The organism is Domibacillus sp. PGB-M46, from assembly GCF_022668875.1.
In the GTDB taxonomy this organism is placed as follows: domain Bacteria; phylum Bacillota; class Bacilli; order Bacillales; family Domibacillaceae; genus Domibacillus.
In genome coordinates this window covers 39,346-52,534 of sequence record NZ_JAKGCR010000005.1, presented here as the reverse complement: position 1 = coordinate 52,534, position 13,189 = coordinate 39,346, and the positions used below count along the sequence as shown (strand labels likewise).

Here is a 13,189-nt window from a genome sequence, read left to right as displayed (position 1 = left end):
TCAATCATTGCATTTGTCCATTATAGCATTTTTTTCAGAGTGTGACTATTCTTCAAAAAACCGGTGCATATGCACCGGCCGGTTAATTTGATTCTTCGAAATAAGTCATCAGCTCTTCTTCCGAAATCAACACTTCCCGCGGCCGTCCCGCCCGCTGTCCAGAAACAAGACCTTTTTCTTCCATTATTTCAATCAGGCGGGCAGCGCGATTATAGCCTACCTTTAAATTCCGCTGCAGCATGGAAGTCGAAGCGCCTCCCTGGCGGACTACCAGCTCACAGGCTTCTTGAAACAGTTCATCTTCTTCCTCATGAACGGCTGCTTTTTGCAGTAGCTCTTCCTGCTTAAACAAATAATCGGGCTGCTGCTGTGCTTTTGCAAATTGAACCACTTCATCAATTTCCTCATTGGTTACAAACGTTCCCTGCAGACGGACAGATTCGCTCGCGCCGTTATTTAGGAACAGCATGTCCCCTTTTCCAAGCAGTTTCTCCGCTCCTACTTTATCTAAGATCGTGCGCGAGTCAATTTGTGAAGAAACCGAAAAGGCAATCCGCGTGGGAATGTTCGCTTTAATCAAACCTGTAATAACATCTACAGACGGGCGCTGGGTTGCCACAATCAAATGAATACCGCAGGCGCGGGCTTTTTGGGCAATCCGGCAAATCGACTCTTCTACATCCCCTGGTGCCATCATCATTAAATCTGCCAATTCATCAATCACTATGACCAAATACGGTAGATGCGGTTCATTGAATTCCGAGGCTTTTACTTTTGCATTGTAAGAAGCCATGTCCCTTACACCTGCATGGACAAAAAGCTGATACCGCCGCTCCATCTCTTCTACCGCCCATTTCAATGCCGCAGTCGCTGCCTTTACATCCGTGATCACCGGGCTCGCTAAATGCGGAATGCCATTATACGGCGTTAACTCAACCATTTTCGGGTCAATGAGAAGCAGTTTGAGTTCATGAGGCGCTGCTTTGTACAAAAGACTCACTAAAATGGAATTAATACAGACGCTTTTCCCCGAACCCGTCGCACCGGCAATGAGCCCGTGCGGCATTTTTTGCAAATCCAGCACAACCGGATTTCCGGCAATATCAAGACCCAGCGCGGAAGCCAGCGGTGAAGAGTGTGATTGAAAACGGCTGTGGCCGATAATTTCACTGATATAGACCGGGCGGCTTTTTTCATTAGGGAGCTCAATGCCGACCACCTGGGTGCCTGGAATTGGTGCTTCAATTCGAATCGTCCGCGCGGCAAGACTGCGTTTAATATCGTCTGTTAAACTAACAATCTTGCTCACTTTAACCCCAATCGCTGGTGTTACTTCAAAGCGCGTAATAGACGGGCCAGTGGTTACTCCGGTTACATGTGCATTAATATTAAAGCTTTTCAATGTTTCATTCAGCAAAGCTGACTTCTCCTGTACCCAATTATCGTCAGCTGATTCCTGTGCCGGCGGTGTTAAAAACGAGAGCGGCGGGCGATTTATTTTCTCTGGGATCACCGCCGGTTCCTGTACAGGCGGCTTGTCCTCTTTGGCTTTGGCGTCAGGCACATTGGATGGAGCAGAAGCGGAATGGGGCTGCTGCTTCAATGCCGGCTTGGGCTTTGCAATTTTCTCGCGATCTTTCTTCAGCATGACAACGTTAAAAGGGGAATGGCGCCGTTCTCTCGGCTTTTCTTTTTGCTCGGAAGACATGCTCTTTTCTGGATAAAGGACGGCCGGCTTTTGTGCCGGCGCCTCCTCTTCCTCCCTCGGCTTTGGTACTTCCCGTCTTGGCACCTCTTGTATAGGTGCTTCCTTCTGCCGTTCAAGCGGACGCTTCGCTTGCTCTTTTGAAAACAGCAGAAGCGGCTCATTCCTTTTTTCCCGCTCTTCGCTGCGTACACTGCGTATATCTTCTTTCACCGGCCGGGACCGAAACCCATAAATAGGTGACGGAATCTCTGTTGGCTTAAACGGACGCGGTGCAACACGCGATGCTCCTGACGCAGAAGTATACACGGGCTTGTGTCCCTGCTCACTCCTCGATGATTCGGCCGGCGCCGCGGAAGCAGGCTCGTGCCGGGTGATGCGCGGCGAGCGGCGTGGATTTTCCTCATGCCCGCTCCGCTTTACAGTCGGATACCGGTATGCTACACGCGTAGAAAGCTGCTGCACGGATGGAAGCGAAGGAATGGCGCGCTTCTGCTCAAAAGAAGCAGGGGCTGGAGCCCGGCGCGGCGGCTGCTCTTCCACCGGCTCTGGTTTTGGCTCTTCAACTGTATCAGCATCGACTGGTTTCGTTTCATCTACTTCAATGATTTCAATTTCTTCTCTGAAATAGGAGAGAATTTTTTTAAACAGACTCATTTGTAATCACTCTTTCTCCTTAAAGTCTTTTTCATTGTACCAACTATACACGATTTGTTAACAGAAAAACGAAATTTTGGGAAAATAGATGGGGATGAAAAAGAACCGTCCGCTAAAGACGTTACTCTTTATGCGGACGGTTTTTCGCTAAAATAAAGATTGGTTCAAGGTGTCCTTCTTCATACACAAAAGAAAGAGCGGTGATCGGAACACGGCCGGCTGCGAAAAAGCTCATCGCCATCTGTGCCAATATGTCATAGCCTGTTTCATTCCGAATGTCCCCAATAATGAGTACATCCCCATGTGGAATAGAAACCGTCATCGCTCCTTCTATTTTCTCACTCATTTCCTTTAAAAACCGTTCATTTAAAATACGAGTGGCATCATAGCCATCATTTGAATTCAAGAAATAAAACACATTTCCCGCTACTGTATCCTGTTTCATCTCAAGCGTCAGGGAGCGCAGGTTAAAACGGGCTATTTCCCGTATTTGCTCTGCTGTCCATCCTTCTTTTTTCATGAGCTTCTCATCGATCAGCCGATAAGTGGTGCCAAGGTCAACCGCATAATATATACGGGTTTCTGCTGTATGTTCATCCCAAAAAAGCGGCACACCTTCCTCCGCCTCTGTTGGAAAAGAGGCGGCCCGGATTACCGGAAAAATCTGCTTTTCTTTTTCTTCTTTTTGCCCGGCTCCATCGAATGCATTTAACGCTTCATTTACATAATAAATCGTTTCCTCAGCTGCTTTTTGAACATTGCCTTCAAATTTAGCCAAAATGCCACCCAGTGCCACTGTAACGCCTTTTTTCGTTTCACTGTTTTCAATCCGCATTTCTTCTTTTTCACGGTCGTATACGATGGTTCGATTCGGCTGTTTAAGCGTTTGTTCAAGTTCTCTTTTTAATTTCATGGTAGACATATCAGTCTCCCCCCATCTTTAGTATTGCTTGATCGTATCAACCACTGCTTTATCCATACTGGTGACCAGTCGAACGAGCAGTTCTTTGGCTGCATCATAATCGTCCGTATGAATAATAGATGAATGTGTATGAATGTACCGGGAGCAAATACCGATCACGGCACTTGGCACGCCGCTTCCTGTCGTATGAACACGGCCCGCATCTGTACCACCGGGCGATACGAAATATTGGTAAGGGATGCTGTTTGATTCTGCCATATCAAGTATAAACTCACGCATACCCCCGTGCGTCACCATAGAGCGGTCAAAGATACGCAGAAGAACTCCCTTGCCGAGCTGTCCGAACTCCTTTTTATCCCCTGTCGCGTCATTGGCCGGGCTTGCATCCAGCGCAAAAAAGATATCTGGGTTGATTAAATGGGCAGCGGTTTGTGCCCCGCGAAGACCTACTTCTTCTTGAACGGTTGCGCCTGAATACAGCATGTTAGGGACTGTTTTTCCACGAAGCTCTTTGAGCAGCTCAAGCGCCAATCCGCATCCATATCGATTATCCCAGGCTTTCGCCATGATTTTTTTCGGGTTTGCCATTGGTGTGAATGGGGAGACAGGCAAAATAGATTGACCCGGCCTAATGCCAATCGCTTCCGCATCTGCTCTGTCGTCTGCTCCTACATCGATCTGCATGTGCTTAATCTGCATCGGTTTACTACGTTGATCTTCCGTTAACAGGTGCGGCGGTGTGGAAGAAATCACCCCTTCTATCGGACCATTCTTTGTGTAGATGCGGACTCTTTGGGCCAGCATGGTTTGATTCCACCAGCCGCCAAGCGTTTGAAAGCGAATCATTCCATTATCGGTAATCGCGGTTACCATAAAAGCAACTTCATCCATATGGCCTGCTACCATCACACGCGGCCCATTTTCATCTCCGTTTTTCACCCCAAATATGCTGCCAAGGTGATCTTGAATAATAGAATCAGCGTAAGGCTCCATTTCCTTTTTCAAAAAAGCGCGCACGGCATGTTCATTTCCCGGTGCACCCGGCAGTTCTGTCAGCGTTTTAAACATATTTTTGGTTTCCTGATTCATTTGCTCCATTCCTCCCGCTTTTCTTTTGTTCATTATACCGAAAATAACGCTCAAGGTGGACTGAAGCGCATTTTAGTTTTCAGTCCTTTCGTCTTCTTGTATACTAAAGAAGCAATCAACTAGATAAACAGGGGGTTTCAATATGGTAAAATGGGATCGAACCGCTTTTTTGATCGGCGCAGCCGCTGGAGCAGCCGCCGCCATTTTGATTCAAAAACAAACGTCCAAATCAATGAATATTCCACCTGAAAAAGTATTGAAAAAAGTAAAAGAGACCTTTAAACAGAATGGACCGGTCGATGGTTCCTGGATTCAAATGAAGCCGGAACAAATTGACAACAATGGATTTCCTGTACTCGTTTATAAAGGCGGTATTTCCCGCCCTGGCGATTCCGGAAATACACAATTTGAATTTTCAGCAGATGCAAAAACTGGCACACTGTTAAACGTGCAGCCTGTATAAAACAAAAATCCCAAACGGGTTCGACCCGTTTGGGATTTTTTATGGACGCGGCTGGAATCGGGCCTCCGAACGGTAAATTCGCTGGCCTTTTGCCGAGAATTTTTCTTCATATTCAGTCATCACATTTCCTTCAAAGGAGCTGTTGTGCAGATCCAGGCTGACAAACGTTAACAGCATACCATATTCGGAAAAGCTTTTTAACGAGAATTCAAACAGCCCTTGGTTGTCAGTTTTAAAATGCACTTCCCCGCCCTCAGGCATAAGGGATTCATACAAGCTTAAAAACGTCTTATAGGTTAAACGCCGTTTGGCATGGCGGCTTTTAGGCCATGGGTCAGAAAAGTTTAGATAAACGCGGCCTACTTCCCCTTTTTCAAAATAATTGAGCAGCTCTGCTCCATCTACATTAAGCAGTTTCAAGTTAGGAAGGCCTGCTTCAATAAGCCGGTCAAGCGCCGTCACAATGACGCTTTCATACATTTCAATCCCGATATAGTTAATATCAGGGTTTTGTTTTGCCATCCCTGTTACAAATTGGCCTTTTCCTGTTCCTACCTCAATATGGACCGGATTGTTGTTGCCAAAAATTTCATGCCAGTGCCCTTTTGCTTCCTCAGGATTTGGAATAATATATTGTGGATGAGCGCTGATTTTCTCGCGCGCCCATGGTTTATTTCGTAAACGCATCTTGCCTGTTCTCTCCATTTCCAAATAAATTATGCTCTGCTTCCAACAGCTGATGCAGAGAAGCTAAACCGCGGTTCATATCGTGGAAGCGGGTTTTTTCACGGTTCCACTCAATAGATGAAAGCAGCTGTGCCGCCGCATACCATTTCATGCGGTGAAAGAAATCTGGTGTTAATGCCCAGCCATATTGATTGAGCCACTCGGCCCAGTTTTCCCGTTTCACATATCCAAACAGCAATGTGCCAATATCCATCGCCGGATCGGCAATCATGGCGCCATCCCAATCAATTAAGAATAACTCGTCCTCGTCAGAGAGGAGCCAATTATGATGGTTTACATCCGTGTGACATACGACAAATTGATAATCTGGCACATTTGGCAGACCCTCTTCTAAAAAACGAAGCGCATCTGAGACAATCGGATGGGCAGATATCGAATGAACTTGGGAACGGATATCAGATAAAGTAGCTGCCGGCAGTACAGGCTGTTTTCCAAGCCGTTTGAGCATGTTTAAAAGCGGTTTGGATGAATGAATTTTCCCCATCAGCCGGGCAACACGATCTGACTCCATTTCTTCCGGCCCAAGTTCCCTGCCATTCATCCAATGCTGCGCGGAAATCACATCGCCGTTTTCAAGCCGCTTTGTCCAAACAAGTTTTGGGACAATTCCCTCAGCTGAAAGCATAGCAAGAAAAGGAGAAGAATTCCGCTTTAAAAACAGCTCCTGTCCAGCATGGCGCGCAAAAAAAGCTTTTCCCGTTACGCCTCCGGCAGGCATGATTTCCCAATCTCTTCCCAAAAAGTGTTCCAAAAACCTCACCTTTTTCATAAAAAAAAGACAGCAGCCGCTTCGAGAAACAATCGCTGTCTTTTTTATTACTTGTATCGTTCGTCTATCGTCTGACATATTGTATCATGAATCGGCGCTTTCGGCCAGTTCCTTTATGAAACATTCTATCTGACGTAAACGGCACAGCTGAACGGCTCTACTGAAGCGTCTTGCTTCACCGTTTGAAGCGGCTTTGTTCCAGCTTGAGTACCTGAAACGATCTGGTGCCATTCTTCTCCTTCCGGAAGTGCAAAAGTCGAAGCCATTTTGCCCGTATTAAAGCTTAAAACCAAATCTTTCCACTTGCCGTACGAGCCGACATCCTTCAGCCAGACAGTTAGTGTATCTGCATTGGCCGGCCATTTAACAATATGATAGCAAATGGCTTCTTCTTCTCTAAGACGCAACGCCCCCGTTGATTTTCGGACTTCTATCAGCCCTTTCACGTATTGCACATGGTCTACAAATTCACCACGGCGGCGCCAATCCATTTGATTAATGATGTCGGAGCTTGTATAGCTGTTTTCAACTCCATGCTTTGTCCGGCAAAATTCCTGTCCGGCATGCAGGAATGGAATTCCCTGAGAGAAAAGCACAATGGCGGTGGCCAGAAGATGCCTTTTCTTATTGGTTTCCGTATCTCCTGGAAAGCAAGCTTCAAGCTTATCCCATAGTGTGTAATTATCATGACATTCTACATAGTTGACAGACTGGGCCGGCGAGTGAAACAACCGGTCCACACCGCTGCATCCGACATTGGCCGTCAGTGCGGCAAAGGCATTGTCGAGCATCTTGCTGTTTCCAAACGCAAAACCGGTTTCAAACAGCTGAAAGGTACTTCCCTTTATGGAGTCACGGAACCGGTCATTGAAAAAAGCAATCTCCGGCAGTGCATGTTCATTGCGAATCGCCGCTTTTTCCTCGGCGGGCAGCGCAGTGTTTAAGTCCCATCCTTCTCCCAGCAGAATAAGACCTGGATTATGACGGCGAAGACGGCTGGCTGCCTGCTTCATCGTTTCCACATCAATCAGTCCCATCAGGTCGAAACGAAATCCATCAAGATTGTAGGCTTCCATCCAGTACTGAAGAGAATCTAAAATAAATTTGCGGCCCATTTTCCGCTCTGATGCAAAATCGTTTCCGCACCCTGAACCGTTCGAAGGCATTCCGTCGATTCCCTGGCGGAAAAAGTAGCCCGGAACGAGCTTTTCAAACGAGGAAGTCTCCCGAACGAATACATGGTTGTACACCACATCCATGATGACTCGGAGCCCTTTTTTATGAAATGCTTCGATCATTTGCTTCAGCTCTATTGAACGTGCATACAAGTCAGCTGGATTGGAGCTGAAGCTTCCTTCCGGCACGTTAAAATAAAGAGGATTATAGCCCCAGTTGTAGTTGGCGGAAAAATCTGTGTCGGATACACCAAAAAAATCGAAAAAGGGCATCAGTTGTACATGGGTGACACCGAGCGACGCAATATAATCCAATCCAGTCGGCTGCCCGTCAGGACTCTGTGTCCCTTCCTCTGTCAGCCCAAGATACAAGCCCTGGTGCTTAATGCCGCTTTCCCGCTGGCTCGAAACATCACGAATGGAAGCTTCGTAAATAATCGCATCGAGCGGAGAAGAAAAAGGAGGGAGCTGGTTCTTTTCCACCTTCATTTTTTCATCATCGACAACACGTGCCCACTCGCTGTGAACTGAAACCATTTTTGCATAAGGGTCCACCGCTTCATGCCAGATATTATTGACCCGCACCTGGTAATGGTAAAAAAATCCTTCTGCATTTCCGTTTATTTCCGCTTCAAATGTACCGGATGGTCCTCTTCTCATTGGCATATAGCGGAGCGGGGCTTCCTCTGTTTCTTTAAACTTCACAAAAGCTTCAGTTGCCGTCGGTGCCCACACGCGAAAAGAGGTTTTCTCCGGCGTGTACATGCTTCCCAGCCTACCTTCGTAGTAAAAGAGCCGGTCGAATTCTTTCGTCCGGATTACACTGCCCATTTGCAAATCGGTACGCATAAGGCGTTCATCTAAAATAACATGCTCCCGGCCAAATTCCGGCATTTCTTTTAAGCGGCACGTGTATTTTATTTCTGCATTCAATTCCTGCACGCTCACAAGCTCCATTTTCGTTACGTTGCCCCCGCTCTCAATATAAAAAGCAGAAGACTTCCCTGAATAATAATGCTTTGGAAGCAAAACAGCGACTTCGGTCAGTGTATCTAAATATGCATTAAACGGACGGGTTGAAATCATTTATATCTCCTCCTCCCATTCTGGGCGGCGCAGGCTGATCGAATCTGCATGTGTAAGCAAAACTTTTGCTGCTTTCAGCTGAATCGTTTTCAGTGGTGAAGACAACTGTCTCATTTCTTGAAACCAGTGGGGAAATTCACGCTTATCAATGTAATATATGTCTGCTGGTGCGGACGGGTCATCAATGTAGCCGTTTCGAGATAAAATCGCTTTTCGAACGGGGATATCCACTTCATGATGCCGGAGCAGTTTTTTGACGATCGTTTCTGTTCTCGCCAATGAAACGGCAGGACTTAACACTTTAGATTCCTTTTCTCGAAAACGCTTCATCCAAAACCGGTCAGAAGAACCGGTAAAAACCGCTTCGTCCTGCTCTTCCAAAAATGTAAGGCACCAGACCTGCAGCGGTGTGATCAATACAATGTCCAGCTCGACAATGGCTTTTTGAAAGCGGAAAACCGGCTTATACAAAATAAGGAACGTATCCGGCAGACGCATCGCTAAAAATTTCAGCTGCTCATCCACATAATATTTGTGGTCGAGCGGTGATTGATGCAGCAGCGTTGAACTTGCCCATTTCACTTGAAAAGCAAACATTTTATCAACGAATGCTTTTTTTGCATCCTCTTCTGTTTGTAAGTATGTGAATTCTGATTCATTCATTGAAAACAAAGCTTCATTTTCCTGCAAAGGCCCGGGCTCTGTTTCTACCCGTTTTTCTTTTTTAGAAAACAACCCCCGGAGCAAAGCATGCTTTTCCTTTGGTTCTTCCAGCAGCCAATTTCCCTCTTCGCCGGGTTCTGTATGTATTATTCCCGTGCTCCGCTGGTATTCCCACTGGTTATGAAACTTTTCCCACTCTCCTTTTTTCAGCCGAACATACCGGGCTGGGTAATGGAAAGGGTCTTGTTCATATCTTGAAATATAATTTTGAAGCTTAATTAATTGCGCCATGGCTCTTGTTCCTCTCCTGACCCGCTTAATAGACAGGACCATCTTTTCACGTACTTTGGACCCTCTGCCCTTTTCGTTTCATACAAAGCAATTTCAGCTGCAGGAAAAGACGGCCATTCCGGAAGTACATCTGGCACATACGGCTTGGAACCCGCCCATTTTCGCGCAGTGGTAATATGGGGGCGAAACGGTTTTTCATCTATGGAAATTCCTGCTTTCCGGCACGCAGCTGCCACCCCTTTTTGCACATCGAAAAGAGAAGAAGGCCCATTCGTTCCAATCCAGAAAATACGTGGAGACGTTTTTTGGCCAAACGCACCAAATGACGTCAGTTTAAGTTCGAAAACAGGTATATGTTTTATGTTTTCCTCTATAAACACGCAGGCTTTTTCCAGATCCGAAAGATCAGCTGCGCCCACAAATGCCAATGTCAAATGGTAATCCTCCTTATGGACCAGCCGTTTAAAAAGCTCATTTCTTCCTTTCATTTCATCCGCAATCGTTTCTTTCACATCATTGGGAAGAACAAGTGCAAAAAAATAATGTGGCTGCATACCCTACACTCCTTTTTTCGACCAATTGTTATTTTTAGTTTACCAAAAACCCGCAAGAAAAGTCGTCTTTTCTCATCCACTGTATTTCGATTGGAATTGTTCGAGTAATGTGCTTTAATTGAACAAAGAAAGGGTGACGTTTGATGAAAGTTGCTGATAATATTGCCAAACTGATTGGCGACACACCGCTCGTAAAGCTGCAGCGTTTGTCACCTGAACATGGAGCAGATGTATACGTAAAATTAGAATTTTACAACCCGAGCAGAAGTGTAAAGGACCGCGCTGCTTATAACATGATTATAGAGGCAGAAAAATCAGGAAAGTTAAAACCGGGAGCTGTGATCATTGAACCGACAAGCGGAAATACAGGCATCGGTATTGCCATGAACGCGGCTGCCAGAGGGTACAAAGCCATTTTGGTAATGCCGGACACGATGACAAAGGAACGCATCAACCTTTTAAAAGCATATGGTGCAGAAGTCGTTTTGACGCCGGGAGATGAAAAAATGCCTGGCTCCATCCGCAAAGCACTGGAGCTGGCCGAGCATATTCCAAACAGTTTTATACCCATGCAGTTTGATAATCCCGCTAATTCGGATGCCCACCGTGGCACGACCTCCTCGGAAATTTCCGAAGCTGTAGAACAGATTGGCAAGCGGTTTGCTGCTTTTGTGGCAACTGCAGGCACAGGCGGAACAATTACGGGTACAGGGGAAGAACTAAAAAAGCAATTCCCTGATTTAGCTGTTTATGTCGTAGAGCCGGCCGGGTCCCCTGTTTTATCAGGCGGCCAGCCTGGCCGGCACAAGCTCGTCGGTACGAGCCCCGGGTTTATCCCTTCTATTTTAAATACAGAGGTTTATGACTCGATCTTTAAAATTACGGATGAGGACGCCTATGACATTACCCGCCGCCTTGCTGCTGAGGAGGGGATTTTGGTCGGTCCATCTGCCGGTGCTGCATGCTTTGCCGCGATCCAAGCGGCTAAAGCTTTGTCAAAAGATGATATAGTCATTTGCCTCGCTCCAGATACAGGCGAACGGTACTTGTCTACGGATGTATTTCAAGACGAGTAAATGAGCTTTCCTCTAAAAAAGAGACGATAAATGAAGCTGGCCGGACTGCGCGCCCTTTAGGGCAGTGTGGGATCTTCGTCCGGCAGTCTTCACTTAGTGATGTGGAAGATCAGCAAGCAAGGGCTGACTAGACCTTTTTTCTTTTTTACACAGAAAGATATACAACCTTATTCACTCTATACAATCTCGTTGCAAGCCACTTGGCGGCGGGAGGGCGGCGCAGGCTCCTATGGGCTCAGCGCCTGCCCCATGGAAAGCGGAGCTGCCTGGACGCCGCCGGTCTATCCCATTCATGTGCACAGTTATCCATATCATTTGTCTACAATCTGAAAGAACCCTGCCGTTATGACAGGGTTCTTTTTAATTCTTTTTTCCAGCAAGCTCGACAATAGCCCGTGCGTAAATAGCCGCTGCCCGGAACAGATCATCCAAAACTGCATATTCATCTTTCTGATGGGCAACGTCAGCCCGTCCAGGAAACAAGGCTCCAAACGCAACGCCTCTTTTTAAAGCCCGCGCATATGTACCGCCGCCGGTCGAAAGCAGCTTCGCCTCCTCGCCGGTTTCCTCTTCGTACACTCGCTTTAGCGTTTGGACAAATGGATCATCCGGCTCTGTATAATGCGGAGGATTGTTGTCTAAAACCTGTAGTGAAACAGGAGAAAGAGATTCCTTAAGCTTGTGTATTTCTTCTTCAAATGAAAAAGAAACAGGATATCGAATATTCAAGCCGATTTGCGCTGTTTGCTGCTTTTCATAGGAGAACAAAGCCGCGTTCACTGTAACATCGCCCATTTCCGCATCGGTTAAGGCAATGCCTAGCTGGTGCCCCCGTGTATCATCCTTGAAATAATCTACAATAAACTGCAAATAAGCAGAGGCAGCGGGATCAATCGCTTCCTTGACTAAAAAATCGGCCAGGAACAGCGCAGCGTTTTGTCCATCCTTTGGTTCCGCTGCATGAGCAGATACGCCATTCATTTCGAGAAAAACAATTCCTCCGTCAATATAATAAGAGCCTTCTAAGTCGTTGTCTTTTATATACTCTGTATAGTTTTGTAAAAATAATGTATGCTGCTTTTCAATCCAAACGGCTGCTTTTGCATAATCCGGAACCATATTATACCGGCTGCCTGCCTTAAACGATTCGATTTGGATATCAGCTTGTCCGGGCTCCGGAACGGTCAGGTCCAGCTGAACATCCGCAATCCCTTTTTCTGCAAAAATAATCGGGAAATCTGCATCAGGCGCAAATCCGACTCCTGGCATTTCTTCTGTTTTAAAGTAATGCTCCACGCATTGCCATGTACTTTCTTCATCAGTCCCCACAATCATTCGGATCCGCTTTTCGAGCGGAATGCCTAATTCCTGAACGGTTTTCATAGCATAGTATGCTGCAATAGTCGGTCCCTTATCATCAATCGCCCCGCGTCCAAAGATTTTACCGTCCTCTACTTCTCCCTTAAATGGTTTATACGACCAGCCGTCTCCCGGAGGCACAACGTCTACATGGCACAAAATACCAATCAATTCTTCCCCTTGTCCCATTTCAAGGTGTCCGGCTACGTTTCCTGTGTTTTTTATACGGAAGCCGCTTTTCTCGCCCAGTTCAAGCATAAAATCAAGCGCCTGCCGTACTTCCCTTCCGAAAGGAGCATCTTCTGCTGCCTGATCGCTTTTCACACTTGGAATTTGAATTAACGACTGCAAATCCTGAATCAATTCGCCTTCGCGTTTTTTTATTTCATTTCGCCAGTTAATGGTACGCATAAGCATTCCTCCTTTTTTCATTTTACATGGGAACCGGCATTTTAACCAATTTCTTTACAAAAGATTTATTTTTCATTTTTTTTACCAAAATACGTACATTTTTTTTGTTATCAGGCATAATATTATTAAAAAAGGGTAAATCTCTTGTAAATTAAGCTCTTTTCCCTAGCATAATCTCTATAAATACAGTACACTGTAATTGTCAGACAGTTTAGCGCCTGT

At 46.1% G+C, this 13,189-nt stretch carries 11 protein-coding genes; 2 read left to right on the top strand and 9 right to left on the bottom strand.

The genetic code is table 11. From position 1 onward, the window contains the following. Positions 1-82: 82 nt before the first annotated feature. From L2D08_RS07935 to L2D08_RS07925, 3 genes are all read right to left on the bottom strand, one after another. Positions 83-2,362 (bottom strand): DNA translocase FtsK, encoded by a 2,280-nt coding sequence (locus tag L2D08_RS07935; RefSeq protein WP_242233225.1) that lies wholly within the window; start codon positions 2,360-2,362, stop codon positions 83-85. Between the two features lie 121 nt (positions 2,363-2,483). After that, positions 2,484-3,284 (bottom strand): DUF1444 domain-containing protein, encoded by an 801-nt coding sequence (locus L2D08_RS07930; protein ID WP_242233224.1) that lies wholly within the window; start codon positions 3,282-3,284, stop codon positions 2,484-2,486. 18 nt (positions 3,285-3,302) lie between these two features. Further along, positions 3,303-4,373 carry a M42 family metallopeptidase gene (locus L2D08_RS07925; protein WP_242233223.1) on the bottom strand — a complete coding sequence of 357 codons (1,071 nt, stop codon included), beginning with the start codon at positions 4,371-4,373 and terminating at the stop codon, positions 3,303-3,305. Between the two features lie 142 nt (positions 4,374-4,515). Between L2D08_RS07925 and L2D08_RS07920 the strand changes: the two genes are divergently transcribed. After that, positions 4,516-4,836: a PepSY domain-containing protein gene (locus tag L2D08_RS07920; protein WP_242233222.1), complete on the top strand. Its 321-nt coding sequence runs from the start codon at positions 4,516-4,518 to the stop codon at positions 4,834-4,836. Between the two features lie 39 nt (positions 4,837-4,875). Here the strand turns inward: L2D08_RS07920 and trmB are convergent, their stop codons facing one another. The 5 genes from trmB to thpR all read right to left on the bottom strand — a co-directional run bounded on the left by trmB (position 4,876) and on the right by thpR (position 10,121). Further along, positions 4,876-5,523 (bottom strand): tRNA (guanosine(46)-N7)-methyltransferase TrmB, encoded by a 648-nt coding sequence (gene trmB, locus L2D08_RS07915; RefSeq protein ID WP_242233221.1) that lies wholly within the window; start codon positions 5,521-5,523, stop codon positions 4,876-4,878. Continuing rightward, entirely contained in the window at positions 5,507-6,343 is an 837-nt protein-coding gene (locus L2D08_RS07910) for a phosphotransferase (protein ID WP_309241337.1), read from the bottom strand. The genes trmB and L2D08_RS07910 overlap by 17 nt, the downstream gene beginning before the upstream one ends. 134 nt (positions 6,344-6,477) lie before the next feature. Continuing rightward, positions 6,478-8,613: a type I pullulanase gene (gene pulA, locus L2D08_RS07905; RefSeq protein WP_242233219.1), complete on the bottom strand. Its 2,136-nt coding sequence runs from the start codon at positions 8,611-8,613 to the stop codon at positions 6,478-6,480. Next, positions 8,614-9,567 (bottom strand): nuclease-related domain-containing protein, encoded by a 954-nt coding sequence (locus L2D08_RS07900; protein ID WP_242233218.1) that lies wholly within the window; start codon positions 9,565-9,567, stop codon positions 8,614-8,616. Next, positions 9,555-10,121, bottom strand: coding sequence for an RNA 2',3'-cyclic phosphodiesterase (gene thpR / locus L2D08_RS07895; RefSeq protein WP_242233217.1), 567 nt, complete (start codon positions 10,119-10,121; stop codon positions 9,555-9,557). The genes L2D08_RS07900 and thpR overlap by 13 nt, the downstream gene beginning before the upstream one ends. Before the next feature lie 143 nt (positions 10,122-10,264). Here thpR and cysK point away from each other — a divergent pair, with 143 nt between their 5' ends. After that, positions 10,265-11,197 carry a cysteine synthase A gene (gene cysK / locus L2D08_RS07890; RefSeq protein ID WP_375337573.1) on the top strand — a complete coding sequence of 311 codons (933 nt, stop codon included), beginning with the start codon at positions 10,265-10,267 and terminating at the stop codon, positions 11,195-11,197. A gap of 360 nt (positions 11,198-11,557) precedes the next feature. Here cysK and pepV read toward each other — a convergent pair whose 3' ends face one another. Next, positions 11,558-12,967 (bottom strand): dipeptidase PepV, encoded by a 1,410-nt coding sequence (gene pepV, locus L2D08_RS07885; RefSeq protein ID WP_242233215.1) that lies wholly within the window; start codon positions 12,965-12,967, stop codon positions 11,558-11,560. Positions 12,968-13,189: the final 222 nt, after the last annotated feature.

Coding starts and splice junctions, on each gene's coding strand:
- L2D08_RS07935 (WP_242233225.1), bottom strand. CDS start 2,362: ATGAGTCTGTTTAAAAAAATTCTCTCCTATTTCAGAGAAGAAATTGAA.
- L2D08_RS07930 (WP_242233224.1), bottom strand. CDS start 3,284: ATGTCTACCATGAAATTAAAAAGAGAACTTGAACAAACGCTTAAACAG.
- L2D08_RS07925 (WP_242233223.1), bottom strand. CDS start 4,373: ATGAATCAGGAAACCAAAAATATGTTTAAAACGCTGACAGAACTGCCG.
- L2D08_RS07920 (WP_242233222.1), top strand. CDS start 4,516: ATGGTAAAATGGGATCGAACCGCTTTTTTGATCGGCGCAGCCGCTGGA.
- trmB (WP_242233221.1), bottom strand. CDS start 5,523: ATGCGTTTACGAAATAAACCATGGGCGCGCGAGAAAATCAGCGCTCAT.
- pulA (WP_242233219.1), bottom strand. CDS start 8,613: ATGATTTCAACCCGTCCGTTTAATGCATATTTAGATACACTGACCGAA.
- L2D08_RS07900 (WP_242233218.1), bottom strand. CDS start 9,567: ATGGCGCAATTAATTAAGCTTCAAAATTATATTTCAAGATATGAACAA.
- thpR (WP_242233217.1), bottom strand. CDS start 10,121: ATGCAGCCACATTATTTTTTTGCACTTGTTCTTCCCAATGATGTGAAA.
- cysK (WP_375337573.1), top strand. CDS start 10,265: ATGAAAGTTGCTGATAATATTGCCAAACTGATTGGCGACACACCGCTC.
- pepV (WP_242233215.1), bottom strand. CDS start 12,967: ATGCGTACCATTAACTGGCGAAATGAAATAAAAAAACGCGAAGGCGAA.